Below are 23,839 nucleotides of genomic sequence, written 5' to 3' on the forward strand. Positions count from 1 at the left end.
ACAGGCAGGTTGCCCACGTGTTACTCACCCGTCCGCCGCTAACATCAGGGAGCAAGCTCCCATCAGTCCGCTCGACTTGCATGTATTAGGCACGCCGCCAGCGTTCGTCCTGAGCCAGGATCAAACTCTCCAATAAAGAGTGATTAGCTCATAAAATAAAACGTTGGCTCATGTACTTCTATAATAGAAGTCATGATAAATATTGTTTGTTGACGCTTGTTTGTTTAGTTTTCAAAGAACATTCGCTCAAAGCGACTTTAATACTATAACACGTTGCCGAGCTTAATGTCAACAACTTTTGTTAAGTTGTTTTGCCGTCATCTGTCGGCGACGTTTATTAATATAACAGGCATCACAAATAAAGTCAACATGTTCTACCCACTTTTTTTAAACTAATTTTTTTAATAGGATTTTTTTGAGGCGCCTTTTTCAGTAGTCATATACTTCATACATTCAGCTGGAGGTGCAACTCTTTTAAACAAAGAAAATAAGATCTTATATCTCTCGCTCATAGATCTTTTTACAACATGGTCAATCCGTTCATCTTTCATATCAAACAAGATTTCATCCATCTCTCTTTTAATAAGATACTCTAATTCTTTTCTTTCCTTTTGACTGACTAGAAAACCTAGCATAACAACACTCCTATTAATTGTTAGTTCTTGTATCTTTTCCAACCATTCGCTTTATATTCACAAGTTTTATACATATCCTCATAATTTGCTCATAAAAATTAGACAAGGAGTTCAATGGGACGAGGTGGTAATTTTGAAATTCTTTTTAGTGTTAAATGGAAAATCAATTAAACAAGCTTTAATTATTGTTGTTGCAGCATTATTCACAGCATGGTTCTTTTATGTAGAAAGTATTGCGCAAGTTCCTGTTTTTTCGACGAAAGAAGGTCCAAAAGCAATCTATAAAGGTGAGAAGGATATTGCCCTAACCTTTAATATTGGCTGGGGGGATGAGAAGGCAGAGCCTATTCTCGATATTTTGAAGAACAAGAATACCCCCTCCGCTACCTTCTTTCTATCGGGGGCATGGGCAGAAAGGCATCCTGATTTAGTTAACCGAATTGTGAAGGAAGGGTATGAAATCGGCATACTAGGTTATGACTACAAGGATTATACCGAGTTGGAAGAATCAAAAATCAGGCAAGACATCTCAAAAGCTCAGGAAGTTTTTAAGAAATTGAATGTCAAGGATATTGAGTTACTCAGGGCCCCTACTGGGCACTTCGACAAAAAAACTTTAAATGTCGCTGAGAAAATGGGGTATACCGTTGTTCATTGGAGTTTAGATTCAAAAGACTGGACGAATCCTGGTGTAGAAGTCATTGTCAATAATGTGAAAAAGGCTAAGAAAGGGGATATTATCCTAATGCATGCCTCTGATTCCGCAAAGCAAACAGCAGATGCATTGCCGGTGGTTTTAAGTGAAATTCAAGGTAAGAACCTAAAAATGTTAACCGTCTCAGAAATGATCGCAAATGGGAAATCTCAATCAGCAGAGGTAGAATAACTATCTCGCTTAATAAAGAAAAAACCGTCAGGACTAATCCTGGCGGGTTCGATTTTCGAATACAAAATTAAATTGGCACACCAATAAGCGGAGTTTTTCCGGTTAGACTGCATGATAGAGCTCGATTCGGGGGATATAAGCGGAGTTTTTCCGGTTAAGCATAGGAAAATGGTCCATTTTCATGCTTTTCGACTAAATAGGCGGAATATCTCCGTCTATTTAGGCTTTTTTTCGTGCTATTTCCTCATTAAGAGGAATTTCTCCGCTTATATTATTGCTTAGCGATTCTTGAAGATTTGGAAACCGCTGAACTGGTCTTTATTTTGGGATAAAAAATGCTTGGAGCATATGTCTCCAAGCATTTCTAATTTACTTGCCGAATTAAATTACTGTACGAAAAGCCTATTGCACTTCAAATAGAACCCGTCCGTTAAGCATTGGACGGTTTTTTGGTTGGTTTATTTGTTTTTAACTGAATCGATTTCCGCTCTTCAAGCGACTTTTCGTTTATCTTTGTCAGCATCAGTAACTGATAAGCATTACAAATAAGCAAAGGGAAGATCATTAAGTAAACCCAACTCTCTTCATTTACCCTTAAAATCGGAACCCATTCAAGCACTGTAACGACAATCATAAAGAATAACGCAGGGATAAACGCTGACTTATTCGTTTGGCGTGCCTTTAGATAAGCCACAATCAAACCTGGAATAAGCACAAGCAGCATGAGACCTATGTATGGTAATAGACTGTCGTTATCCGCCGCAAATAATTCGTAGCGTAAATATACGAGGTCAAATAGGACTATACCAATTAGGACTACTTGAATGGCATTCCAGAGTTTAACGGATTTAAAAATACCTAGACCAAATCGGTGGATTGTAAGGTAAGCAAAGAAGCCCGCCTGACTTAAAAGACTGAAAATAAAGCCGACACCAATTAGCCAAAATAAAATAGCGAGAATTTCAATGATGTTGAATTCCTTGAAAAACCTTGCAAATTCCGCCCATCGCACAATAAATCCTGTAACACCTGTAGCGAGGCCCCCGATAAGCAAGGTGGAGATGAATAATTTTACCCAATTCCTGCTTGTCACTATATTTTCCCCCAATAATAAAATTCACTCCTTGATTGTACCAATCACAACTAGAAAAATCTAGGTATAGACGCTTGACTGCATAATATTTAAAAGATATTTGCATCATAAGTGTAGGGTGTATTTCTCTTGAAAGGGGTATGAATATGTTTAATGGCTCTAAGTTCCTTATCCCCATTTTATTGTTATTATTAGGTCTAATATCTGGCTGTGCACCTATGGAAACAAGTGGGGAAGAAATGGACTATGATGCAACTAAGAAGATGGTTGTCGATATACTTAAAACAGATGATGGGAAAAAGGCCATTCAAGAAATCATGAAAGATAAAGAAATGCAACAAAACTTGATAATGGAGCAGACAGTGGTTTCGGATACAATCGAACAAACATTGACGTCTGAAAAGGGTAAGGAATTCTGGAAAACCGCCTTCGAAGATCCAAAGTTTGCTGAGGCCTACGCAAAAAGTATGCAGACTGAGCATGAAACCTTGATAAAGAACCTGATGAAAGACCCGGAATATCGCGGAATGATGGTGGAAATACTGAAGGATCCTGAACTGGAAAAAGAGTTGATTACCTTGCTAAAGAGCACTGAGTATCGCCAACATATGCAAACCGTCATTACCGAAACCTTTGAAAGCCCTCTATTTCAAGCTAAAATTCAGGAGATTGTTGTAAAAGCATCTGATGAAATAAGCAAACAACAAGAGAAGAAAGAAGAAGAATCCTAATACCGAACGAGTATTCGATAATGTAAAAAACAAGCCTTTCCCTGCTTTAGGAAAGGCTTGTCTTGTGTTTATCATTTTTCTAAGCTGTTTACAACTTGCTTCGCTACATCCATGTAAATCGCACCTAGTTTGTGATCTTCCTGGTAAACAGATGGTGCGAAGTCTTCCGCGTTCCAATCGGGTTGTCCTAGTGGCAACCTTCCTAATAATTCCGTGTTCAGTTCTTCAGCAAGCTTGTCGCCACCGCCCTGGCCAAACACATATTCTTTCTCGCCTGTTAATTGGCTCTCAAAATAAGCCATGTTTTCAATTACGCCAAGGAGTTCATGGTCTGTCCGCAATGCCATCGCACCTGCACGAGCCGCAACAAATGCAGCGGTTGGGTGTGGAGTCGTAACAATGACTTCTTTACATGCAGGTAGCATGGAGTGAACATCTAATGCGACATCTCCTGTGCCTGGAGGTAGATCTAATAGTAAATAATCTAGGTCGCCCCACTCTACTTCATTAAAAAAGCTATTTAGCATTTTGCCTAGCATCGGTCCGCGCCAGATAATCGGTGCATTATCCTCGACAAAGAAGCCCATGGAAATGACTTTAACCCCGAATCTTTCGACTGGAATGATTTTTTCTCCTCGAACAACCGGCCGCTGAGTAATTCCCATCATATCAGGAACACTAAAACCGTAAATATCAGCATCTACTAACCCGACCTTCTTACCTAGGCGAGCTAGCGAAACAGCTAAATTGACAGAAACCGTCGATTTACCAACTCCACCCTTTCCACTCGCAATCGCAATGAAGGTAGTTTTACTAGCAGGAGAAAGAAGGCCCTCATCTGCACTACTACCAACGCTTTCTGACTGATATTGGGCTAGCACTTCTTCAGGGAATTGATTAAAACGAAGGCCAACTGTTCCAACACCTGCTTCTTTTAAAACATTAACAATTTCAGACTGTAGCTGAAGTTGTTCGGCTGTCCCCGTCTTAGCAATTGATATTTTCACACTAATATGATTTTTCTCTTCCTTAATCTTAACCTCATCAATTGCGTTAAGTTCACCAAGTGTTTTATGTAAAAAAGGCTCATTCAATTCGCCGATGAGTTCTCTTACTTGTCCCTCTGTTAACATAAAAGTAAACCCTCCTCTATTATTATCTATTAAATTATAACATAAGGCTTTCGTGACAAGATGTTAATCCAATCACACTTGAAACCGCTTCCTACTATCTTACCTTATATTACCTAAAAAAGAAAAGAAGGAGCTTTGGCCCCTTCACTTAAAAATTTTCCGTTCATTTGTGTAGTACCGCATAATCCCCTGATAAATGGAGGCAGCAACCTGCTCCTGGTATTGCTCTTGTTTTAACATTTCCCGTTCTGTAGGATTCGAAAGGAAACCTATCTCAACAAGAACACCAGGTATCTTTGAGTTTTTTAATAAATATATATCGTTTGATGTCTTTGCTTCCCGGTTTGTATTTTCAAGATTTCTCCGAAGCTCTTCCTGAATAAATTTAGCTCCCCGCTTACTCTCTTTATAATGACCCGAATAAAAGGTTTGAGCACCCTTCCATTTTGCAGATGGAATCGCATTTAAATGGATGCTCGCAAAAAAATCGGCATCAGAATGATTTATCATGTCTAAACGCCTTTTAAGATCCTGTACTTTTCTTTTACTATATCCCTTTAATTCCTTATCGGCGAGATCAATATCCGTCTCACGAGTCATCATCACTAGCGCACCCTGTTGTTGTAGGTAATCGCGGAGTTTTAAGCTGACACTTAAGGAAATGTCCTTCTCAATCCCATCTTCTTTTACAGCGCCAGGGTCTGGACCACCATGCCCAGGGTCTAATAATATGATTTTCCCGGAAAGAGGAAGGTTTTGCATTTTCCATGCATCATTTTCTTCAAAGTCATACTGCAAAATAATAAATAAAGACATAAGTGCAATGACAAACAGCACGACCCTTAGTTTTTTTCTCATAAGGTAAACCATCCTTCCATCTTACTCGTCCCATTTTTAAAAATATATGGGACAGGAAGGATGTTTAGAACCTTGTTTTAATGCATTTTCAACTTGTGCTTCTTCTCGCCTTTTTGAAATCCCTCTTTCCACCACCCCTCAACATACCGCTCGCATAAATAATAGAGTGATTCTCCGGCCATTCCTTCGTCCCCATTTCCCCAAAAGAGGAAAAAGTTATATAAGGTATCAATAAGATGCTTTTCCTCGTCATAAGAGCGTTCGCGAGCCATCTCAAGCGATTCACCGAAATAACCGAAGCGACTATATCTTCCACCAAGTAAATAAGCTTCAATTGCAACATCATAACACGCTTCTTCAATTCCTGAATTCATAAGGAGGCCAGTTGCCAGCCTTGATGATCCGAATGAAGCCTTTACGCTTGCATGTAGCCTTTGTATCGATAACTCCCGCAACAATGAGCGTTCATATTTAATTTGCTTTTCTCGCTTTTTCTCATTAAAAGTTGTTACCACATTCATTCAATACTCACCCCTTGCAACTAGTTTGATACCACCTTATCCAAGAAATGCAAAGTTCTCCGGGGATTCCATTTCCAAATTTAAAATAAAAATCCATTAATAATTAGGCTTGAAAAACGACACTAGTGTCGTTATAATGAGATTACAAATAAGCGACACTGGTGTCGTTTTTAAAGGGGTTGGATTTAGTGACAAAAGGGTTGTTAAAAAATAAAGGTTATATCATGTTAATGTTGGCTCAAGCAACTTCAAGTATCGGGGATTGGCTAAGCATTATTGCCATCATTACGCTTGTCGGATTAAAGTGGAATGCTTCGCCGATGGAGGTATCGCTGATTATCTTATGTCTTGCCGTTCCAATGGCACTGTTTGGTCCTATTACGGGAACGCTTGCCGACCGGTTTAGCCGAAAGGCTCTAATGATTACTTCTGACCTCGTTCGTGCAAGCCTAATTCTTCTCCTAACAATAGCTGATACCATTTGGATGGTGTATATATGCCTGTTTATCATTGGTGTATTTTCTTCGTTCTTTATCCCCGCTAAGAATGGAAAATTAAAAGAATTGGTTCCTGAAAAGGATATGAAGAGTGCGATGGCAATCACCTCAATGATTGATTCAAGCACAAAAATCCTAGGTCCTTTATTAAGCGGAGCTTTAGTTACTGCCTTTGGTGCACAAACGGTGTTTATCATTGATTCTTCCACCTTTCTCTTCTCAGCCCTATTAATCGCTTTCTTACCGAATGCAGTACACCCTGTAAAAATAGACTCTGACCAGGGTGAACAGATTAACGTTTCCTTTAAGGAAGAATTACTCGTTGGCTTTACGTTTATCAGATCAAATGCATTTTTATTGGTAGGTATGTTCTTCCTAGGTTTCAGCCTTCTTATTCTCCAGCTTTCAGATTCACAAATCATCGTGTTGATAAGAGAACTAACGGCTGTTTCTCCAGATTTGTTTGGATACATTGTGACTGCCTCCGGGACTGGGATGTTACTTGCGGGATTTATTTTAGCAAAAAGAACAGAGTATAATGCATTCAATTCAATGCTAATTGGCGTTTGTGGAATTGGAGTAAGCTTTGGTATGATGGCTGTATTAACACATATTGATATGGCCAACGCAAGCATCTGGGGCCCTTTATTAGGATTTGCAGCAGGGTTTACCGCGACCTTCGTATTTGTTCCTTTTCAAACAGCGGTACAAATTGAAACTCCAGTTCATATGACTGGGAGAGTATTTGGTGTAATCAATAGTGTAACCACAACAGCAACCATAATAGGACCTTTATTGGGAGGATGGCTCGCTACGATCTTAGGGGTCGTTCCGACATTTATTATTACAGCCTCACTCTTACTATCGGTCTCCTTCATTGGATTCCTAGCAAAAAACAAAATAAATCGGGGGAAGTTAAATGTCTCCAAAAGTCAGCAAGGAACACCTGAAACAACGTCGAGCTAAAATTTTAGAAGCCGCCAGAGCTGTTTTTATCGAACATGGATATGAAAGGGCAACAATGAAGCATGTGATGGACGCAGCCGGAGTTAGCAGAGGCGGCCTGTACCAGTATTTCTCTAATAAAGAGGAGCTTTATGAAGCCATATTAGAGGAAAGGTTATCAAGCGAGTATGCAAATATTCAGAACGTCCTTAATATGAGTGAGGGCTCTTACTGGAAGTTACTCTTAAAAAGCATATTTGGAGATGACATGGAGCCCAACGATGAAATGGATGAAATGGCACCGAGTAATTTAGAATTCTTCATTACAGGCAGACTCGACGAACGACGGCGGAAATATGGTCAGGAGCGTTATCAGCTAGGTATTAAGGTATACCAAGATGTGATTAGAGCAGGCCAGGAAAGCGGAGAGTTTAGCAGCAAATATTCTAGCGATATCCTCGCCCGCTCCATTGTTGCTTTTATTGACGGCCTTGCCCTAGAGTATGCCATCCTACCAAACGAGGATGTTAAATTAAAAGAACAATCCAATATGTTTATTGAGTATTTGAGGATGGCATTAGGGGTGGAAGGGTAAAATTTTCGAGATGTGGGCATGGCGGAAAAATTCCCCTTATTTACCTTACCCCAAAATGAGCTCTAATTGAACGGCTCAATGTGACCAAAATGCAAGTAAAACCAGAGAAACGGTCACATTGAAGGGCTTAATGTGCCTAAATGCAAATGAAATCAGAGAAACGGTCACATTGAAGGGCTCAATGTGACCAAAATGCAAGTAAAATCAGAGAAACGGTCACATTGAAGGGCTCAATGTGACCAAAACGCAAGTAAAATCAGAGAAACGGTCACATTGAAGGGCTCAATGTGACCAAAACGCAAATGAAATCAGAGAAACGGTCATATTGAAGGGCTCATTCAGAATTTAACGGGAAAATTCCGCTTTTATTGCTATAGCTGTTCTGAATGATGAAATGACTTCTTATTAAAGGAATTAAGATAAGTTGTCATTTCAAAAAATCAAGCCAACTTATATTATTTTTTTGCAAATTTACTTATAACGTTCAAATTAGCTTTTTCGCAAGTTAATATCCTCATTAGCAACACGATAACAGCCTTTTACACTGGCAGATTATATATCCTAGCTCAACATTCCTAAACACAAAAAAACTCCCAAACCAATAATAGGTTTGAGAGTTTTGATAGCGAAAATTAACGCTTTGAGAACTGAGGAGCACGACGCGCACCTTTAAGACCGTATTTCTTACGCTCTTTCATACGTGGGTCACGTGTTAATAGTCCTGCACTCTTAAGAGCTGGACGGAATTCAGGATCAGCTTGAAGCAATGCACGAGCAACGCCGTGACGGATTGCGCCAGCTTGACCAGTGTATCCTCCGCCATTAACGTTTACAAGGATGTCATAAGCACCAAGAGTTTCAGTTGCCACTAATGGCTGCTTTACAACCTCACGTAATGCTGCGAATGGGATATAATCTTCAATTTCACGATTGTTTACGATGATTCTGCCGTCGCCAGGTACTAAACGAACACGTGCAACGGAGCTCTTACGACGACCTGTTCCGATATATTGAACTTGTGCCAAGTAAATAACCTCCTTAATAATTATCCGCGAAGTTCGTAAACTTCAGGTTTTTGTGCTTGATTTTGATGCTCACTACCAGCATATACATGAAGCTTCTTGAAGATTTGACGTCCAAGAGAGTTCTTTGGAAGCATTCCTTTGATTGCTAGCTCAAGCATTTTTTCAGGGTAGTTTGTGCGCATTTCAAGAGCCGTTCTTTGCTTCAAACCACCTGGGTGCATTGTGTGACGGTAGTAAATCTTGTCGTTGATTTTATTACCAGTCAAATGAATCTTTGAAGCATTGATGATGATTACATGATCACCAGTATCCACATGTGGAGTGAAAGTTGGTTTATGTTTACCGCGCAAGATGGCTGCAACTTCGCTTGCAAGACGACCAAGAGTTTGGCCTTCTGCATCTACTACATACCATTTACGCTCGATATTCTTGGCATTAGCCATAAATGTTGAACGCATATGAGTCCCTCCTAAATTATCCATTAAAATCTTTTTTCATTTCGCAAGTCATTTGATATATTACAACACAGATAAGTTCCGGGGCTTACCAGTGGGTTTAAAAATATCATACCTGAATATGATATAACTTTAGAGTCCTAATGTCAACACCAGGATTAGTTGTCATAGATTTTTTTATTACAACTTAATAAAAAACTTCCCAAAGATATAAGCCATGACCAGGTGCAGTCTTACCAGCATATTTCCGATCCTTCTTTTCAAGAATCTCCTTAAATGTGCTCGGCTCTCGTTCTCCTCGTCCCGCTTCAAGAAGGGTACCAACAAGGATTCGGACCATATTATATAAAAATCCATTCCCAACAAAACGAATCACAAGCAGTCCGTTTTCATCAAGAAATTCAATCGTTTTGATTATTCTCACTTTATCTATTACCTCTGCCTTTGCCGAACAAAAACTTGTAAAATCATGGGTTCCCGTTAAATAGTTAGCGGCTTCTTCCATTAATCTAACATCAATTGGATAAGAATATTGATAGGCATAATGGCGCAGAAAGGGGTCACGTTGCTTTGATAGTTGAATCATATAACGGTACTCTTTACCAATTGCATCGTACCGAGCATGAAACTCTGGATCCATTTCCTCAGCTGAAAGAATCACAATATCTTCTGGTAAGCTTGTATTAATTGCAATGGGCCACCTAGTCACTGGGAGATTCAAGGGCGTATCAAAATGGATCACCTGACCTTTTGCATGAACACCAGCGTCAGTTCTTCCAGACCCATGGATTTTTATCCTTTGACCCTTGTGAATTTTGGCAAGTGCCGCCTCGATCTCCCCTTGGACGGTTCGTTTTTGGGGTTGGACTTGATAACCTGCAAATCCTGTTCCATCGTAAGAAACTGTGCATTTCAATCGCATAATGAAAACCTCTTCATCCTCTAAATACAACCAGCAAAGCTGTTACAGCCATTAAAAATAAAAGCATTCCTGTATCAACCTTGGACCAGGACAGCTGCCGATACTTTGTCCGACCTTCACCACCTCGATAGCCACGAGCTTCCATGGCCACAGCAAGCTCTTCAGCGCGTTTAAAGGAGCTAATAAATAAAGGGATCAATAATGGGACAATTGCCTTTAGACGTTCCTTAATCGGGCCGCTCGAATATTCAACGCCCCTTGCCGTCTGAGCCTTCATAATTTTATCTGTTTCCTGCATTAAGGTTGGAATAAACCGAAGCGCAATCGACATCATTAGAGCAAGCTCATGTACGGGAAACTTCACTTTTTTCAATGGTCCTAGCAGTCTTTCAAGACCATCGGTAATTTCTATAGGGGTCGTTGTCAAGGTTAGCAACGACGTAATTAAAATTAACAGAAAGAACCTTAACGATATAAAAATACCTTGTCTAAGTCCCTCTTCATAAATTTTAAACAAACCTAAATCAAGAATGACCTCCCCTTCCTTTGTTAAAAACAAGTGAAGGAAAAAGGTAAATATGACTAGCCAGAGTACTGGCTTTAATCCCCCTATTAAAAACCTAGCTGGGATCTTTGAAAAGCCAGCCATCACTAGAGTATAAATAACTAATATTGCATAAGTCCAGCTATTGTTGGCTAAAAATATCACACAAACAAATAGAAACACAAGAATTAATTTTGATCGTGGGTCCATACGATGAAGCATGGAATCTGCGGGTACATACCGACCTATAATCATTTTCTCCATCATTGTGGTTTCCTCCCTTTTAGGAAAGTAGCCACAAGTTGAGTTAGCTCATCGGCCGTTAAACAGATACTATCAAATTTCGTCTCAAAAACCTTCTCTAGTTTCATTTGAAAACGAACAACATCCGGGACATCTAAACCATGGGAAATCAATTCTTCCGGTGAAGAAAAAATCTCCAAAGGAGTACCTATTTTTAAAACTGTTCCTTTATGCATAATAATAATCTTATCAGCATACCTTGCTGCATCCTCCATACTGTGAGTGACAAGTACCGTGGCTAGTCCTCGTTCTTTATGAAGACTATAAAATAAGTCCATAATTTCTTTACGACCACGTGGATCCAGCCCTGCCGTTGGTTCGTCAAGGACAATACACTCCGGTTCCATCGCTAATACACCTGCGATAGCTACACGTCGCATTTGACCACCAGATAAGTCAAATGGTGATTTTTCCAGAATATTATCTGGCAAACCAACCTGTTTAACTGCTTCCTTTGCCCGCCTCTTTGCTTCTGCCTCTGAGACACCAAAGTTCATCGGACCAAAACAAATATCCTTCTCAACCGTTTCTTCAAAAAGCTGATGCTCAGGAAATTGAAAGACAATTCCAACCTTTTCGCGAATCCCTTTTAGGTTTTTTTCCTTCCGACCTGCCTTTATCTCTCTATTACCTATCAGAACGGTGCCTTTGGTCGGTTTTAATAAGGCGTTAAGATGTTGAAGGACTGTTGATTTACCAGAGCCTGTGTGACCAATAATGGCCGTATAGGATCCTGATGGGATATCTATCGATACATCTTGAATGGCTAAGCGCTCAAATGGAGTGTCGGCTGAATAGCGGTATTCTACATTTTTAAGTGAGATGTCCATAATTCTGCCACCAACTCTTCTTCTGTTAAGTAATGCCTATCTAAGTTGATTCCCTTATGTTTAAGCATTTTACTAATTTTAACTGGGAAGGGAATATCAAGACCAAGCCCCACAAGTTCTTCATCCATTTGGAAAATTTCTACTGGAGTCCCTTCTCGATAAACTTCCCCTTGATTCATTACAATAATCCGATCAGCTTTTGCTGCCTCTTCGAGATCATGGGTGATTGAAATTACTGTAATATTCTCCTGTTGTTGTAACTTCATGATGGTTTCAATGACTTCCCCTCTACCTCTAGGGTCAAGCATCGAAGTAGCTTCATCAAGGATAATGATTGAAGGCCTTAGGGCTAGTACTCCAGCTATAGCTACTCTTTGTTTTTGTCCCCCTGACAGTTGGTGTGGCTCTTGATCTAGAAAAGATTCCATATTTACCTTTTTCAATGAATCAACCACTCGCTCAGCCATAATATCCACCGATACGCCACTGTTTTCAAGACCAAAAGCCACATCATCCTGGACGGTTGTACCAACAAACTGATTATCAGGATTTTGAAAAACCATTCCAATATGTTTCCGTATATCCCAAATCGTATCTTCACCAAGCGATATACCCGCTACTGTTATAGAACCCTCTTTAGGAAATTGGAGCCCATTTAATAATCTAGCCAACGTTGATTTTCCGGAACCATTATGTCCGACAATCGCTAGCCATTCCCCTTCATAAACTTTCAAATTAATCTTGTTTAAAGCCAGGGACTCTTGCGAATCATATTGAAAGCTTATATCTTCTAAAACTACAAAAGGCAATTCCATACCTTTCCTCCCCTTAACTCAGCTAATCTTTACTTTATCTATTAAAACCTTATCATAAGTCACAATATACCCATAAAGAATATTCCTTTATATACAAAAAAAGCCTGCACCTCGTCCCAGCGGAAAGATTATCCGCAAATACATAACATCCTTAATGGACGGGGAGGAGGTGCATGAGCTAGACGAGTCATACAAGAAAAACGATGCTAGCTATATATCAGCTAGAATGATACCTTTACACTAAATCAGTGATTCGCTTTTCCCTTTTTAGGTATGCTCATCGTAACGCTCGATTTGGCTTGTTCGGTCTATTAAAATTGAATATCTAATAAAAAAAGGGGATGAAACAAGTTTGTTTAAACTGTCCATCGCCCTTGTTGTGAGAGTTTAAATTATTAAACTAGCTCGATGATTACCATTGGTGCACCGTCTCCACGACGTGGCCCAAGCTTCATGATACGAGTGTATCCACCCTGGCGCTCTGCATAACGTGGTGCGATGTCAGCAAATAACTTCTGAAGTGCATCCTGGTTAGTTTCTGCATCAGCAACTTCATTACGAACCCAAGCAGCAGCTTGACGACGTGCATGAAGGTCACCACGTTTTCCCAAAGTAATCATTTTTTCAGCAACTGAACGAAGCTCCTTCGCACGAGTTTCAGTTGTTTCGATTCTCTCATTGATGATTAGGTCTGTAGTTAAATCACGCAGCATAGCTTTACGCTGTGAACTTGTACGTCCTAACTTTCTGTATCCCATGAGTTTTCCCTCCTTTTTTGAAGTTCAGTAGAAGTATTTTAAGAGGTGACAGTAAAATGCCTAGTTAATCTCAAGTTAACTAGTCATCTTTACGTAAGCCTAAGCCTAGTTCCTCTAGTTTTGCTTTTACTTCTTCTAATGATTTTCTTCCTAAGTTACGAACCTTCATCATATCCTCTTCAGTCTTGTGAGCAAGTTCTTGAACAGTATTAATTCCAGCACGCTTTAGGCAGTTATATGAACGAACAGAAAGGTCAAGTTCTTCGATAGTCATTTCTAGAACCTTTTCCTTTTGATCCTCTTCTTTTTCAACCATGATTTCTGCATTTTGTGCCTCATCGGTAAGACCGACAAACAGGTTTAAATGCTCATTCAGGATTTTGGCCCCAAGTGCTACTGCTTCCTTAGGTCCGTTGCTTCCATCTGTCCATACGTCAAATGTCAGCTTATCAAAGTTAGTCATCTGTCCCACGCGTGTATTCTCTACTTGATAGGTAACACGTGAAACCGGAGTATAGATGGAATCGATTGGGATAACCCCGATCGGTTGGTCTTCTCGTTTGTTTTGATCAGCAGGCGTGTACCCACGGCCTCTTCTAGCAGTTAGACGCATCCGTAATGAACCTTTGCTTGAAAGAGTTGCAATATGAAGGTCTGGATTCAGAATCTCTACATCGCTATCGTGTGTAATATTCCCAGCACTTACAGCTCCCTCACCCTGCATATCAATTTCGAGTGTTTTCTCATCATCAGAGTAGATCTTCAATGCTAGTTTCTTGACATTAAGAATGATAGAAGTAACATCTTCTACAACACCCTCAACAGTAGAAAACTCATGAAGTACTCCATCGATTTGAATGGAAGTAACAGCGGCACCTGGGAGTGAGGATAATAGGATACGACGTAAGGAGTTACCCAAAGTTGTACCATATCCACGCTCAAGCGGTTCTACGACAAACTTGCCGTATTTGGCATCATCGCTGATCTCAACCGTTTCGATTTTTGGTTTTTCTATTTCGATCATCAAATATACCCTCCTTCAAAACGTCGAAACCCCGGTAGGTTTTCCTAACCGAAAGTCCCCATGTATACGTTCCCGTATGTGCACAACAACTGGACTAATGATCTGCACGAATATTTTGTATCATATCCCATTATTGACACAGATACAAATTCTATACAGAAAAATTAAACACGACGACGTTTTGGTGGGCGGCAGCCGTTATGTGGAACTGGAGTTACGTCTCTGATAGCTGTAACTTCTAGTCCAGCAGCTTGTAGAGCACGGATAGCAGCTTCACGACCAGCACCAGGACCTTTTACAGTTACTTCAAGAGTTTTCATACCATGTTCCATAGATGTTTTAGCTGCAGTTTCAGCAGCCATTTGTGCAGCAAATGGAGTAGATTTACGTGATCCTCTGAATCCAAGAGCACCTGCACTTGACCAAGAAATAGCATTACCATGAACGTCGGTAATAGTTACAATTGTATTATTGAAAGTTGAACGAATATGCGCAACTCCTGCCTCAATATTCTTTTTGACGCGGCGTTTACGTGTATTAGTTTTACGAGCCATTTAACTGTTGACCTCCTTTACAAATTATTTTTTCTTATTAGCTACAGTCTTACGAGGACCTTTACGAGTACGTGCGTTGTTCTTCGTGTTCTGACCACGAACAGGAAGTCCACGACGATGACGTAATCCGCGGAATGAACCAATTTCCATTAAACGTTTGATGTTTAGGGAAACTTCACGACGAAGGTCACCTTCAACCTTTAATCTATCAACGATTTCACGAATCTTATTTAGCTCGTCTTCAGTTAAATCACGAACACGAGTATCTACTGATACACCAGCTTCAGAAAGAATCTTTTCAGCAGTTGGTCTACCAATTCCAAAAATGTAAGTTAAAGAAATTACTACACGCTTTTCACGTGGAATATCTACACCAGCAATACGTGCCACTTATGTGCACCTCCTTAGGATTAGCCTTGTTTTTGTTTATGCTTTGGGTTTTCACAGATCACCATTACTTTGCCGTTTCTGCGGATGACTTTGCACTTTTCGCAAATTGGCTTAACCGATGGTCTCACTTTCATTACTCTAACCTCCTTAATAGTACGGAGCAACCAGTTTATTTAAAGCGGTAGGTAATTCTTCCGCGAGTCAAATCATATGGAGAAAGCTCAACTGTTACCTTATCTCCAGGTAAGATACGGATAAAATGCATTCTGATTTTACCAGATACATGAGCTAAAACTGTATGACCGTTCTCTAATTCTACCTTAAACATGGCATTCGGCAAAGTTTCCAATACCGTGCCTTCCACTTCAATTACATCGTCTTTTGCCATTGAACTTTATCTCCCTTCTCGTCAAATGTGGTTTACAAACAGGGCTTTCGTCAACCTTCTGATTATAACACATTGGATTGTATCCGTCTGCTAATATGATGCTAGCAAATGAAGATCGCTTCTTTGAGATTTGACAGCACATCTTTTTATCTAATCTAGCTTTGTCAATATCTCATATCCAGTATCGGTAATTACAATCGTATGCTCAAAATGAGCACATAATTTCCCATCGACTGTCACAACGGTCCAATTATCAGCTAGTGTTTTCACATATCGGCTTCCAGCGTTCACCATTGGTTCGACACACAGAACCATACCGGGTTTAAGTACTGGCCCCCTATTAGGCAGTCCAAAATGTGGAATCTGTGGTTCCTCATGTAATTCTTGCCCGATTCCATGTCCGACATACTCACGCACAATCGAAAAGCCGTTTGTTTCCACATACGATTGAATGGAATGGGAGATGTTCGTTAGTCGTACACCCGGCTTAGCTTCGTTTAGGCCTCGGTAGAGTGACTCCTCAGTTACGTCCAAGAGACGCTGCACTTCTTCACTGATTTCCCCAACTGGATATGTCCAGGCAGAATCACCATGATATCCATCGTAATTTGCACCGATGTCGATGCTTATTATATCGCCTTCACTAAGTACCCGTCCTCCAGGAACCCCGTGAACTAGCTCATTGTTTACCGAAGCACATATGCTACCTTGAAAACCATTATATCCTTTAAAAGAAGCAGTTGCTCCTTGCCTACAGATGAAATCCTCAGCAATGGCATCAAGTTCCTTTGTTGTAATACCAGGATGAATGTGTTTTCTTAACTCCTGATGGGTCAATGCAACAATGCGCCCGGCTTCCCGCATGAGTTCAATCTCACGAGAAGTCTTGCAATTGATCATTAAGTCAAGCTCCCTAGCAATTTCTCAACTTCAACAAAAACCGTATTGATTTCTTGTTGCCCGTTAATATTGCGTAAGTAGCCTTTGCCTTCATAAAAATCTAATAATGGTTTCGTTTGTTGGATATTAACATCCAAACGATTTTGAACAGTGTCTGCATTGTCATCAGCACGCTGATACAATTCGCCTCCACAACGGTCACATACGCCATCCTTCGCTGGAGGATTAAAGACCAAATGGTAAGTAGAACCACAATCTTTACAGATTCTACGTCCAGTCAAACGCTCCATTAAAATGCTTTGATCGACATCAATATTGATTACATAATCAATTTTTTTGTCAAGATCAGCTAGCATTGTTTCTAGTGCTTCAGCTTGTGCAACAGTGCGTGGAAAACCGTCAAGAAGAAAGCCTTTTTCACAATCCGGCTTGCTTAGTCTTTCACGGACAATCCCAATCGTAACTTCATCTGGCACAAGGGCGCCTTGGTCCATAAAGGACTTCGCTTGCATACCAAGTTCCGTTCCTTCTTTAATAGCCGCACGGAACATATCTCCTGTTGAGATATGAGGGATGTTGTATTTTGAAACAATTTTTTCGGCCTGAGTACCTTTTCCAGCACCCGGTAGCCCCATTAGAACTAAATTCACAAGAATTCCCCCCTTAGTCTCTAATGAAGGATTAAGGGACAACCGTCCCCTAAACCATCTATTTTATAAAACCTTTATAGTGTCTCTTCACTAACTGACCTTCAAGTTTTTTCATGGTATCAAGTGCAACACCGACAACAATCAGTAAACCTGTACCACCGATTTGCACCGATTGAGGTAGGCCAGCGATTTTAATAAAGAAGACTGGTAACACGGAAATGACAGCCAGAAATATTGCACCCACAAATGTCAAACGTCCTAAGACTTTCGTTAAGTATTCCTGGGTGTTTTTACCTGGACGAATACCTGGTACATAACCACCTTGTTTCTTCAAATTCTCAGCAACCTTCTCCGGGTTTACCTGGATGAAAGCATAGAAGTATGTGAAGGCGATGATTAATGCAACATAGATAATCATTCCGAGCGGTCGAGTATAGTCAAAAGTATTTTGAATCCAGATGGTAACATCATTTGTTCCAAAGAACTGTGCGATCGTTGGAGGCACAATGATAAAAGAGATGGCGAAAATCACAGGAATTACCCCTGCAGCATTAACTTTTAAAGGTAGATGCGTTGATTGTCCACCAGCTTGGCTATTACCAACTGACATTCTTTTAGCATACTGAATTGGAATCTTTCTTAACGCCTCTTGGATGAAGATGATCCCAACAATAATAACAATTACTGCTAGAATAATAAGAACAACCGTAAGGATACGTAAGAAAAGTGCTTCCCCAGCATTTTCAAGCTGTTGAGAATAGATTTGATTAACAATCGTTGGAAGTCCTGCAACAATCCCAGCAAAAATGATAATTGAGATCCCGTTTCCAGCACCTTTTTCTGTAATCTGTTCACCGAGCCACATTAAAAATGCAGTACCAGCTGTAAGTACAGTAGCAATCATCAAGTAACTAGCAATCCCTGCATCACTAATTAATAGTCCACCAGCGAGGTTATTAAACCCGTATGACATCCCAAGGGCCTGAATAAAACCAAGGATAATTGTAAAGTATCGGGTGAATTGAGCAAGTTTCCTACGCCCAACATCCCCTTGCTTTGACCATTCAGTAAACTTTGGAACTACGTCCATTTGTAACAACTGAATAATAATAGATGCCGTAATGTATGGCATGATTCCCATCGCTAAGATGGAGAAATTTTGAAGTGCACCGCCGCCAAAGACATTGAGTACACCAAAAGCACTCATTGTATCTTGTGCTTTTAATATATCAGAATTCACACCTGGCACAGGAATAAATGCGCCAAGTCGAAATACAATCAACATTAAAAGGGTGAAGAGAATTTTGCTTCTGATTTCACCCACGCGCATAAAATTGGAGATTGTTTGAAACATTAGATCACCTCAGTTTGACCGCCGGCAGCTTGAATTGCTTCTTGTGCTGCTGAAGAAAACTTATGAGCTTTAACAGTTAACTTTTTCTCCAAGTTACCTTTTGCAAGAATCTTAACTCCTGCTAGTTCCTTCTTGATTAGTCCTGTTTCAATCAAAAGTTCTGGAGTCACTTCGGTTCCGTCTTCGAAACGGTTTAAAGTATCGAGGTTCACAACTGCATATTCCTTACGATGAATATTTGTAAAACCACGTTTAGGTAGACGTCTTGCTAAAGGTGTTTGACCACCTTCAAAACCTAGACGAACTCCACCACCTGAACGAGCATTTTGACCTTTATGACCTTTTCCAGCTGTTTTACCATTACCAGATCCGATACCACGGCCTTTACGCTTACGCTCTTGACGAGAACCTTCTGCAGGCTTTAATTCGTGAAGTTTCATGTTGGCACCTCCTTGTTCTAAAAGCAATTTTAATTATTTTTCAGTCACCTTTACAAGATGAGACACTTTATTAACCATGCCACGGATTGCAGCATTATCTTGGTGCTCAACTGTTTGGTGCATTTTCTTCAGTCCTAGAGCTTTAACTGTTTCACGCTGATCTTGCGGACGACCGATCAAGCTGCGTGTGAGGGTAACTTCTAATTTAGTTGCCATTTGATTTCCCTCCTTATCCTAACAGTTCTTCTACTGATTTTCCGCGTAATTTCGCTACGTCTTCAGCACGCTTTAATTGTGTTAACCCATCAATAGTAGCACGTACCATGTTGATAGGCGTGTTTGTTCCAAGAGACTTAGACAGGATGTCTTGAACACCCGCAAGTTCTAATACCGCACGAACTGGTCCGCCAGCGATAACTCCTGTACCTTCAGAAGCAGGCTTAAGAAGGATTTCACCAGCACCAAAGTGTCCGATTACCTGGTGAGGGATAGTAGTACCAACCATTGGTACATGAATCAAGTTCTTTTTCGCATCTTCGATTGCTTTACGGATAGCATCAGGTACTTCTTGTGCTTTACCAGTACCAAATCCGACATAACCGTTCTTATCACCAACTACAACTAGAGCAGTGAAACGGAAACGACGACCACCTTTAACAACCTTCGCAACACGATTTACCGTAACTACGCGTTCTTCAAGTTCAAGTTTGTTTGGATCAATGCGACGCATCTATTTATGTCCCTCCTTTTTGTTTTAAAATTGTAGGCCGTTTTCACGTGCAGCATCTGCCAAAGCCTTAATACGGCCATGGTATAGATATCCTCCACGATCAAATACAACATCACTAAGACCTTTTTCAACAGCACGCTTAGCAACTAACTCTCCAACCTTAACAGCTGCATCAAGATTGCTAGAAGAATCTAGGCTTACTTCTTTATCTACAGTAGAAGCACTCGCTAAAGTAACTCCATTAACATCGTCGATTAGTTGAGCATAAATGTGTTTGTTAGAACGGAACACATTTAAACGAGGACGAGTTGCTGTACCGCTGATTTTAGAACGGACACGAGCATGTCTTTTACGGCGAGTAGCGTTTTTATCAGCTTTCGTAATCATTTACGTCACTCCTTTCGTTAGGCTTTTTAAGCAGCCTTACTTACCAGTCTTACCTTCTTTGCGGCGTACAAATTCGCCTTCATAACGAATACCTTTGCCTTTATACGGCTCTGGTGGACGTACTCCACGGATATTGGCAGCAAGAGCACCAACACGTTCTTTATCAGTTCCTTTAACAATTACCTTCGTGTTAGTTGGAACTTCGACTTCGATACCTTCTTCAGGTTCGATTTCAACTGGATGCGAATATCCAACGTTCAATACTAGCTTTTTACCTTGCTTTGAAGCACGGTAACCGACACCGATAAGATCTAATGATCTTTCAAAGCCTTTAGCTACACCTTCTACCATGTTAGAAAGGACTGCGCGAGTTGTACCGTGCAGCGCGCGATGATCCTTTGCATCAGATGGACGAGAGACTGTGATTACATTCTCTTCGATTACGATTTGGATATCTTGGTTAAAAGTACGAGATAATTCGCCTTTTGGTCCTTTTACTGTAACATGATTGTTTTCATTCGTAACAGTAACACCAGCAGGGATTTCAATTGGTTTTTTACCTACGCGAGACATTCATTGCACCTCCATTCTTTGAAAAATCTATTACCAGACGTATGCTAATACTTCTCCGCCCACTTGCTTAGCGCGAGCTTCTTTATCAGATAATACGCCGTTTGATGTTGACACAAGTGCGATACCAAGGCCGTTAAGTACACGTGGTACTTCAGTAGACTTAGCATATACGCGTAAACCAGGTTTACTAATACGCTTAAGACCAGTAATAACACGCTCGTTGTTGGCACCGTATTTTAGGAAGATACGGATGATGCCTTGTTTGTTATCTTCAATATATTCTACATCACGAACGAAACCTTCACGCTTAAGGATTTCAGCGATCTCTTTTTTCATGTTAGAAGCAGGTACTTCTAATTTTTCGTGACGAACCATATTCGCATTACGAATACGAGTAAGCATATCTGCAATCGGATCTGTCATGACCATTGTTTTTACCTCCTTCCCAAATCGGGGTTTACCAGCTTGCTTTTTTCACACCAGGAATTTGTCCTTTGTATGCTAATTCACGGAAACAAATACGGCAAAGCTTGAATTTACGGTATACAGAGTGCGGACGTCCGCAGCGCTCACAGCGTGTGTACTCTTGTACCTTAAATTTAGGCGTGCGTTTTTGTTTCGCAATCATTGATTTCTTAGCCACGTTTTCGCCTCCCTCTATTTAGAGATTACTTTTGAAATGGCATTCCGAATGCTGTTAATAGTTCACGAGCTTCTTCATCAGTGTTAGCAGTCGTTACAATAACAATATCCATGCCACGTACTTTACTTACTTTATCGTAATCAATTTCAGGGAAGATTAATTGTTCTTTCACACCCATTGTGTAGTTTCCGCGACCATCAAATGACTTCTTGGAAACACCGCGGAAATCACGTACACGTGGAAGTGATACTGAAATTAATTTGTCTAGGAATTCATACATACGCTCGCCACGAAGAGTTACCTTCGCTCCGATTGGCATACCTTCACGAAGACGGAAGCCAGCGATTGATTTTTTAGCTTTAGTTACAAGTGGTTTTTGACCAGAAATTAAAGCTAGTTCTTCAACTGCGTTATCTAATGACTTTGCATTAGCAACAGCGTCACCTACACCCATGTTGATTACAATTTTCTCTAACTTTGGTAATTCCATTACGGATTTATAGTTAAACTTGCTCATTAGAGCAGGAGAAATTTCTTTTCTGTACTTTTCTTTTAGGCGGTTCATTTATGAGTACCTCCCTTCTTCTATAAACTATTTATCGAGAACTTCACCGGATTTTTTTGCTACGCGTACCTTCTTACCGTTTTGCTCTGTGTATCCAACACGGGTTGGTTTACCAGACTTCGGATCGATAGGCATAACATTTGATACATGAATAGGTGCCTCTTGGCTGAGAATTCCACCTTGTGGATTCTCCTGTGAAGGTTTAGCGTGTTTCTTCACGATATTAATACCTTCTACTAGAACGCGGCTTTGCTTAGGGAATGCAGCTAAGATATTCCCAGTTTTGCCCTTGTCCTTACCAGAGATGACCATTACTTTGTCACCTTTTTTGACATGCATCTGTCGCACCTCCTTAAAGCCATTTGAATTTAAATTATAATACTTCTGGAGCTAATGAAACGATTTTCATGAAGTTGTTTTCACGAAGCTCACGTGCAACTGGTCCGAAAATACGAGTTCCGCGTGGGCCTTTATCGTCACGAATAATTACACATGCGTTTTCGTCAAACTTGATGTAAGTACCGTCAGAACGACGTGCGCCTGTCTTTGTACGAACGATAACAGCTCTCACTACATCACCTTTTTTAACAACGCCACCTGGTGTTGCTTGTTTGACAGTACATACGATAATATCGCCGATGTTTGCAGTCTTACGACCAGAACCACCTAGTACTTTAATAGTAAGTACTTCACGAGCACCTGAATTGTCAGCAACTTTTAAACGAGTTTCCTGTTGGATCATGCGAGTAACCTCCCTTCGGAAATGCCTTTATCCGAACGATTTAGATAATAACAGCTTTTTCTACTACTTCTACTAAGCGGAAGCGTTTTGTTGCAGATAGTGGACGAGTTTCCATAATACGAACTACATCACCGATTTTTGCAACGTTTTGCTCATCATGAGCCTTAAACTTTTTAGAGTATTTTACGCGCTTGCCATATAGAGAATGTGTTTTGTATGTTTCGATAAGAACAGTGACAGTTTTATCCATCTTGTCAGAAACAACACGTCCAGTATAGACCTTACGCTGGTTGCGTTCACTCATTGTGAAGGGCCTCCTCTCTGGTTATCAATTATTAACGCCGATCTCTCTTTCACGAATCACAGTTTTCATACGGGCAATCGCCTTCCGTACTTCACGGATGCGAGCTGTGTTTTCAAGTTGCCCAGTCGCTAATTGAAAGCGCAGGTTAAAAAGCTCTTCTTTTAAAGATTTCACTTTTTGTTCGATTTCGGCAGTGGTAAGGTCACGAATTTCATTAGCTTTCATTGGATTCACCACCAATTTCTTCTCGTTTTACAAACTTCGTCTTAACAGGAAGCTTGTGGGACGCAAGACGTAATGCTTCACGAGCTACCTCTTCAGATACTCCCGCGATTTCAAACATAATTTTCCCAGGCTTAACAACAGCTACCCAACCTTCTGGAGAACCCTTACCGGAACCCATCCGTACTTCTAGAGGCTTTGCTGTATAAGGCTTGTGAGGGAAAATCTTAATCCAAACTTTACCGCCACGTTTCATATAGCGAGTCATTGCAATACGAGCTGCCTCGATTTGACGGTTTGTAATCCAGGACGCTTCAGTAGCTTGTAGACCGAATTCACCAAATGCTACCTCAGTGCCACCTTTTGCGCGTCCGCGCATTTTTCCACGGTGTTCGCGGCGATATTTAACGCGTTTTGGCAATAACAT

Annotated in this window: 37 protein-coding genes and 1 rRNA gene; 4 read left to right on the forward strand and 34 right to left on the reverse strand. The window is 40.5% G+C overall.

Annotated elements, in window-relative coordinates; genetic code table 11:
- Both BMX30_RS19840 and BMX30_RS19845 read right to left on the reverse strand, forming a co-directional pair.
- Positions 1-136: ribosomal RNA gene (locus tag BMX30_RS19840) — 16S ribosomal RNA — on the reverse strand; the annotation flags it as partial.
- A 265-nt stretch (positions 137-401) separates the two neighbouring features.
- Positions 402-635: a hypothetical protein gene (locus BMX30_RS19845; protein WP_090749604.1), complete on the reverse strand. Its 234-nt coding sequence runs from the start codon at positions 633-635 to the stop codon at positions 402-404.
- Between the two features lie 133 nt (positions 636-768).
- Between BMX30_RS19845 and pdaB the strand changes: the two genes are divergently transcribed.
- Positions 769-1,521, forward strand: coding sequence for a polysaccharide deacetylase family sporulation protein PdaB (gene pdaB, locus BMX30_RS19850; RefSeq protein ID WP_090749606.1), 753 nt, complete (start codon positions 769-771; stop codon positions 1,519-1,521).
- A 430-nt stretch (positions 1,522-1,951) separates the two neighbouring features.
- Here the strand turns inward: pdaB and BMX30_RS19855 are convergent, their stop codons facing one another.
- Positions 1,952-2,614 carry a KinB-signaling pathway activation protein gene (locus tag BMX30_RS19855; protein WP_090749608.1) on the reverse strand — a complete coding sequence of 221 codons (663 nt, stop codon included), beginning with the start codon at positions 2,612-2,614 and terminating at the stop codon, positions 1,952-1,954.
- Positions 2,615-2,760: 146 nt separating this feature from the next.
- On the opposite strand from BMX30_RS19855, the gene gerD reads away from it, so the two are divergent.
- Positions 2,761-3,345, forward strand: coding sequence for a spore germination lipoprotein GerD (gene gerD, locus BMX30_RS19860; protein WP_090749610.1), 585 nt, complete (start codon positions 2,761-2,763; stop codon positions 3,343-3,345).
- Positions 3,346-3,416: 71 nt separating this feature from the next.
- Here the strand turns inward: gerD and BMX30_RS19865 are convergent, their stop codons facing one another.
- From BMX30_RS19865 to BMX30_RS19875, 3 genes are all read right to left on the reverse strand, one after another.
- Entirely contained in the window at positions 3,417-4,478 is a 1,062-nt protein-coding gene (locus tag BMX30_RS19865; protein WP_090749612.1) for an Mrp/NBP35 family ATP-binding protein, read from the reverse strand.
- Between the two features lie 144 nt (positions 4,479-4,622).
- Entirely contained in the window at positions 4,623-5,336 is a 714-nt protein-coding gene (cwlD, locus tag BMX30_RS19870) for an N-acetylmuramoyl-L-alanine amidase CwlD (RefSeq protein ID WP_090749614.1), read from the reverse strand.
- Between the two features lie 77 nt (positions 5,337-5,413).
- Positions 5,414-5,857, reverse strand: a complete 444-nt coding sequence (locus BMX30_RS19875; RefSeq protein WP_090749615.1) for a YbaK family protein — start codon at positions 5,855-5,857, stop codon at positions 5,414-5,416.
- 188 nt (positions 5,858-6,045) lie between these two features.
- Between BMX30_RS19875 and BMX30_RS19880 the strand changes: the two genes are divergently transcribed.
- On the forward strand, positions 6,046-7,320 hold the full coding sequence (locus BMX30_RS19880; RefSeq protein WP_090749618.1) for an MFS transporter: 1,275 nt from the start codon (positions 6,046-6,048) through the stop codon (positions 7,318-7,320).
- Positions 7,274-7,894, forward strand: a complete 621-nt coding sequence (locus BMX30_RS19885; RefSeq protein ID WP_090749737.1) for a TetR/AcrR family transcriptional regulator — start codon at positions 7,274-7,276, stop codon at positions 7,892-7,894. Before BMX30_RS19880 ends, BMX30_RS19885 begins: the two co-directional genes overlap by 47 nt.
- Positions 7,895-8,526: 632 nt before the next feature.
- Here the strand turns inward: BMX30_RS19885 and rpsI are convergent.
- From rpsI to rplP, 28 genes are all read right to left on the reverse strand, one after another.
- Positions 8,527-8,919, reverse strand: a complete 393-nt coding sequence (rpsI, locus tag BMX30_RS19890) for a 30S ribosomal protein S9 (protein WP_090749620.1) — start codon at positions 8,917-8,919, stop codon at positions 8,527-8,529.
- A gap of 20 nt (positions 8,920-8,939) precedes the next feature.
- Complete coding sequence (gene rplM / locus BMX30_RS19895) at positions 8,940-9,377, reverse strand: 50S ribosomal protein L13 (protein ID WP_090749623.1); 438 nt, start codon at positions 9,375-9,377, stop codon at positions 8,940-8,942.
- A gap of 184 nt (positions 9,378-9,561) precedes the next feature.
- Positions 9,562-10,299: a tRNA pseudouridine(38-40) synthase TruA gene (gene truA / locus BMX30_RS19900; protein ID WP_090749739.1), complete on the reverse strand. Its 738-nt coding sequence runs from the start codon at positions 10,297-10,299 to the stop codon at positions 9,562-9,564.
- A 10-nt stretch (positions 10,300-10,309) separates the two neighbouring features.
- A complete protein-coding gene (locus BMX30_RS19905) occupies positions 10,310-11,107 on the reverse strand; it encodes an energy-coupling factor transporter transmembrane component T family protein (protein ID WP_090749625.1) in 798 nt (265 codons plus the stop codon).
- A complete protein-coding gene (locus BMX30_RS19910) occupies positions 11,104-11,973 on the reverse strand; it encodes an energy-coupling factor ABC transporter ATP-binding protein (RefSeq protein WP_090749627.1) in 870 nt (289 codons plus the stop codon). Before BMX30_RS19910 ends, BMX30_RS19905 begins: the two co-directional genes overlap by 4 nt.
- Positions 11,949-12,788, reverse strand: a complete 840-nt coding sequence (locus BMX30_RS19915; RefSeq protein WP_090749629.1) for an energy-coupling factor ABC transporter ATP-binding protein — start codon at positions 12,786-12,788, stop codon at positions 11,949-11,951. Before BMX30_RS19915 ends, BMX30_RS19910 begins: the two co-directional genes overlap by 25 nt.
- A gap of 395 nt (positions 12,789-13,183) precedes the next feature.
- Positions 13,184-13,546, reverse strand: coding sequence for a 50S ribosomal protein L17 (gene rplQ, locus BMX30_RS19920; protein ID WP_090749631.1), 363 nt, complete (start codon positions 13,544-13,546; stop codon positions 13,184-13,186).
- 79 nt (positions 13,547-13,625) lie between these two features.
- On the reverse strand, positions 13,626-14,570 hold the full coding sequence (locus tag BMX30_RS19925) for a DNA-directed RNA polymerase subunit alpha (RefSeq protein WP_090749633.1): 945 nt from the start codon (positions 14,568-14,570) through the stop codon (positions 13,626-13,628).
- 164 nt (positions 14,571-14,734) lie between these two features.
- Positions 14,735-15,124, reverse strand: coding sequence for a 30S ribosomal protein S11 (rpsK, locus tag BMX30_RS19930; RefSeq protein WP_071458971.1), 390 nt, complete (start codon positions 15,122-15,124; stop codon positions 14,735-14,737).
- A gap of 24 nt (positions 15,125-15,148) precedes the next feature.
- Positions 15,149-15,514 (reverse strand): 30S ribosomal protein S13, encoded by a 366-nt coding sequence (rpsM, locus tag BMX30_RS19935; protein WP_090749635.1) that lies wholly within the window; start codon positions 15,512-15,514, stop codon positions 15,149-15,151.
- 20 nt (positions 15,515-15,534) lie between these two features.
- Entirely contained in the window at positions 15,535-15,648 is a 114-nt protein-coding gene (rpmJ, locus tag BMX30_RS19940) for a 50S ribosomal protein L36 (protein ID WP_017473641.1), read from the reverse strand.
- A 35-nt stretch (positions 15,649-15,683) separates the two neighbouring features.
- Entirely contained in the window at positions 15,684-15,902 is a 219-nt protein-coding gene (gene infA, locus BMX30_RS19945) for a translation initiation factor IF-1 (RefSeq protein WP_025909748.1), read from the reverse strand.
- A 150-nt stretch (positions 15,903-16,052) separates the two neighbouring features.
- Entirely contained in the window at positions 16,053-16,802 is a 750-nt protein-coding gene (gene map, locus BMX30_RS19950; protein WP_090749637.1) for a type I methionyl aminopeptidase, read from the reverse strand.
- On the reverse strand, positions 16,802-17,452 hold the full coding sequence (locus BMX30_RS19955; protein ID WP_090749638.1) for an adenylate kinase: 651 nt from the start codon (positions 17,450-17,452) through the stop codon (positions 16,802-16,804). The genes map and BMX30_RS19955 overlap by 1 nt, the downstream gene beginning before the upstream one ends.
- Before the next feature lie 58 nt (positions 17,453-17,510).
- Positions 17,511-18,806, reverse strand: a complete 1,296-nt coding sequence (gene secY, locus BMX30_RS19960; RefSeq protein WP_090749640.1) for a preprotein translocase subunit SecY — start codon at positions 18,804-18,806, stop codon at positions 17,511-17,513.
- Positions 18,806-19,246 (reverse strand): 50S ribosomal protein L15, encoded by a 441-nt coding sequence (gene rplO / locus BMX30_RS19965; RefSeq protein WP_090749642.1) that lies wholly within the window; start codon positions 19,244-19,246, stop codon positions 18,806-18,808. Before rplO ends, secY begins: the two co-directional genes overlap by 1 nt.
- A 33-nt stretch (positions 19,247-19,279) precedes the next feature.
- The gene (gene rpmD / locus BMX30_RS19970; protein WP_090749644.1) at positions 19,280-19,462 is read right to left on the reverse strand and encodes a 50S ribosomal protein L30; all 183 of its coding nucleotides are present in this window, start codon (positions 19,460-19,462) and stop codon (positions 19,280-19,282) included.
- Between the two features lie 13 nt (positions 19,463-19,475).
- On the reverse strand, positions 19,476-19,976 hold the full coding sequence (rpsE, locus tag BMX30_RS19975) for a 30S ribosomal protein S5 (protein ID WP_090749646.1): 501 nt from the start codon (positions 19,974-19,976) through the stop codon (positions 19,476-19,478).
- Positions 19,977-20,000: 24 nt separating this feature from the next.
- Positions 20,001-20,363, reverse strand: a complete 363-nt coding sequence (gene rplR, locus BMX30_RS19980; RefSeq protein WP_090749648.1) for a 50S ribosomal protein L18 — start codon at positions 20,361-20,363, stop codon at positions 20,001-20,003.
- Between the two features lie 36 nt (positions 20,364-20,399).
- Positions 20,400-20,936, reverse strand: a complete 537-nt coding sequence (gene rplF / locus BMX30_RS19985) for a 50S ribosomal protein L6 (RefSeq protein ID WP_090749650.1) — start codon at positions 20,934-20,936, stop codon at positions 20,400-20,402.
- 30 nt (positions 20,937-20,966) lie between these two features.
- Positions 20,967-21,365 (reverse strand): 30S ribosomal protein S8, encoded by a 399-nt coding sequence (gene rpsH / locus BMX30_RS19990; protein ID WP_090749652.1) that lies wholly within the window; start codon positions 21,363-21,365, stop codon positions 20,967-20,969.
- A 28-nt stretch (positions 21,366-21,393) separates the two neighbouring features.
- Positions 21,394-21,579 (reverse strand): 30S ribosomal protein S14, encoded by a 186-nt coding sequence (gene rpsN / locus BMX30_RS19995; RefSeq protein ID WP_001085700.1) that lies wholly within the window; start codon positions 21,577-21,579, stop codon positions 21,394-21,396.
- A 25-nt stretch (positions 21,580-21,604) separates the two neighbouring features.
- On the reverse strand, positions 21,605-22,144 hold the full coding sequence (gene rplE / locus BMX30_RS20000; RefSeq protein ID WP_090749654.1) for a 50S ribosomal protein L5: 540 nt from the start codon (positions 22,142-22,144) through the stop codon (positions 21,605-21,607).
- Between the two features lie 27 nt (positions 22,145-22,171).
- On the reverse strand, positions 22,172-22,483 hold the full coding sequence (gene rplX / locus BMX30_RS20005; RefSeq protein ID WP_090749656.1) for a 50S ribosomal protein L24: 312 nt from the start codon (positions 22,481-22,483) through the stop codon (positions 22,172-22,174).
- A gap of 34 nt (positions 22,484-22,517) precedes the next feature.
- The gene (gene rplN / locus BMX30_RS20010; RefSeq protein ID WP_090749659.1) at positions 22,518-22,886 is read right to left on the reverse strand and encodes a 50S ribosomal protein L14; all 369 of its coding nucleotides are present in this window, start codon (positions 22,884-22,886) and stop codon (positions 22,518-22,520) included.
- A gap of 40 nt (positions 22,887-22,926) precedes the next feature.
- Positions 22,927-23,190: a 30S ribosomal protein S17 gene (gene rpsQ, locus BMX30_RS20015; RefSeq protein ID WP_090749661.1), complete on the reverse strand. Its 264-nt coding sequence runs from the start codon at positions 23,188-23,190 to the stop codon at positions 22,927-22,929.
- Positions 23,191-23,214: 24 nt separating this feature from the next.
- Positions 23,215-23,415, reverse strand: a complete 201-nt coding sequence (gene rpmC / locus BMX30_RS20020; RefSeq protein WP_090749663.1) for a 50S ribosomal protein L29 — start codon at positions 23,413-23,415, stop codon at positions 23,215-23,217.
- Entirely contained in the window at positions 23,405-23,839 is a 435-nt protein-coding gene (gene rplP / locus BMX30_RS20025) for a 50S ribosomal protein L16 (RefSeq protein WP_090749665.1), read from the reverse strand. The genes rpmC and rplP overlap by 11 nt, the downstream gene beginning before the upstream one ends.

Source organism: Mesobacillus persicus, from assembly GCF_900109925.1.
GTDB classification, from domain to species: domain Bacteria; phylum Bacillota; class Bacilli; order Bacillales; family Cytobacillaceae; genus Mesobacillus_B; species Mesobacillus_B persicus.

Excerpts from the sequence above, each read along its gene's own strand:
- cwlD (WP_090749614.1), bottom strand. The coding sequence starts at position 5,336 with ATGAGAAAAAAACTAAGGGTCGTGCTGTTTGTCATTGCACTTATGTCT.
- rpmD (WP_090749644.1), bottom strand. The coding sequence starts at position 19,462 with ATGGCAACTAAATTAGAAGTTACCCTCACACGCAGCTTGATCGGTCGT.
- rplX (WP_090749656.1), bottom strand. The coding sequence starts at position 22,483 with ATGCATGTCAAAAAAGGTGACAAAGTAATGGTCATCTCTGGTAAGGAC.
- rplO (WP_090749642.1), bottom strand. The coding sequence starts at position 19,246 with ATGAAACTTCACGAATTAAAGCCTGCAGAAGGTTCTCGTCAAGAGCGT.
- BMX30_RS19865 (WP_090749612.1), bottom strand. The coding sequence starts at position 4,478 with ATGTTAACAGAGGGACAAGTAAGAGAACTCATCGGCGAATTGAATGAG.
- rpmC (WP_090749663.1), bottom strand. The coding sequence starts at position 23,415 with ATGAAAGCTAATGAAATTCGTGACCTTACCACTGCCGAAATCGAACAA.
- rplP (WP_090749665.1), bottom strand. The coding sequence starts at position 23,839 with ATGTTATTGCCAAAACGCGTTAAATATCGCCGCGAACACCGTGGAAAA.
- rpsH (WP_090749652.1), bottom strand. The coding sequence starts at position 21,365 with ATGGTCATGACAGATCCGATTGCAGATATGCTTACTCGTATTCGTAAT.
- rplN (WP_090749659.1), bottom strand. The coding sequence starts at position 22,886 with ATGATCCAACAGGAAACTCGTTTAAAAGTTGCTGACAATTCAGGTGCT.
- BMX30_RS19905 (WP_090749625.1), bottom strand. The coding sequence starts at position 11,107 with ATGATGGAGAAAATGATTATAGGTCGGTATGTACCCGCAGATTCCATG.
- rplM (WP_090749623.1), bottom strand. The coding sequence starts at position 9,377 with ATGCGTTCAACATTTATGGCTAATGCCAAGAATATCGAGCGTAAATGG.
- BMX30_RS19925 (WP_090749633.1), bottom strand. The coding sequence starts at position 14,570 with ATGATCGAAATAGAAAAACCAAAAATCGAAACGGTTGAGATCAGCGAT.
- BMX30_RS19885 (WP_090749737.1), top strand. The coding sequence starts at position 7,274 with ATGTCTCCAAAAGTCAGCAAGGAACACCTGAAACAACGTCGAGCTAAA.
- rpsE (WP_090749646.1), bottom strand. The coding sequence starts at position 19,976 with ATGCGTCGCATTGATCCAAACAAACTTGAACTTGAAGAACGCGTAGTT.
- secY (WP_090749640.1), bottom strand. The coding sequence starts at position 18,806 with ATGTTTCAAACAATCTCCAATTTTATGCGCGTGGGTGAAATCAGAAGC.
- map (WP_090749637.1), bottom strand. The coding sequence starts at position 16,802 with ATGATCAATTGCAAGACTTCTCGTGAGATTGAACTCATGCGGGAAGCC.
- BMX30_RS19910 (WP_090749627.1), bottom strand. The coding sequence starts at position 11,973 with ATGGACATCTCACTTAAAAATGTAGAATACCGCTATTCAGCCGACACT.
- rplF (WP_090749650.1), bottom strand. The coding sequence starts at position 20,936 with ATGTCTCGCGTAGGTAAAAAACCAATTGAAATCCCTGCTGGTGTTACT.
- rplE (WP_090749654.1), bottom strand. The coding sequence starts at position 22,144 with ATGAACCGCCTAAAAGAAAAGTACAGAAAAGAAATTTCTCCTGCTCTA.
- infA (WP_025909748.1), bottom strand. The coding sequence starts at position 15,902 with ATGGCAAAAGACGATGTAATTGAAGTGGAAGGCACGGTATTGGAAACT.
- rpsQ (WP_090749661.1), bottom strand. The coding sequence starts at position 23,190 with ATGAGTGAACGCAACCAGCGTAAGGTCTATACTGGACGTGTTGTTTCT.
- BMX30_RS19915 (WP_090749629.1), bottom strand. The coding sequence starts at position 12,788 with ATGGAATTGCCTTTTGTAGTTTTAGAAGATATAAGCTTTCAATATGAT.
- rpsK (WP_071458971.1), bottom strand. The coding sequence starts at position 15,124 with ATGGCTCGTAAAACTAATACACGTAAACGCCGCGTCAAAAAGAATATT.
- rplR (WP_090749648.1), bottom strand. The coding sequence starts at position 20,363 with ATGATTACGAAAGCTGATAAAAACGCTACTCGCCGTAAAAGACATGCT.
- gerD (WP_090749610.1), top strand. The coding sequence starts at position 2,761 with ATGTTTAATGGCTCTAAGTTCCTTATCCCCATTTTATTGTTATTATTA.
- rplQ (WP_090749631.1), bottom strand. The coding sequence starts at position 13,546 with ATGGGATACAGAAAGTTAGGACGTACAAGTTCACAGCGTAAAGCTATG.
- BMX30_RS19845 (WP_090749604.1), bottom strand. The coding sequence starts at position 635 with ATGCTAGGTTTTCTAGTCAGTCAAAAGGAAAGAAAAGAATTAGAGTAT.
- rpmJ (WP_017473641.1), bottom strand. The coding sequence starts at position 15,648 with ATGAAAGTGAGACCATCGGTTAAGCCAATTTGCGAAAAGTGCAAAGTC.
- BMX30_RS19875 (WP_090749615.1), bottom strand. The coding sequence starts at position 5,857 with ATGAATGTGGTAACAACTTTTAATGAGAAAAAGCGAGAAAAGCAAATT.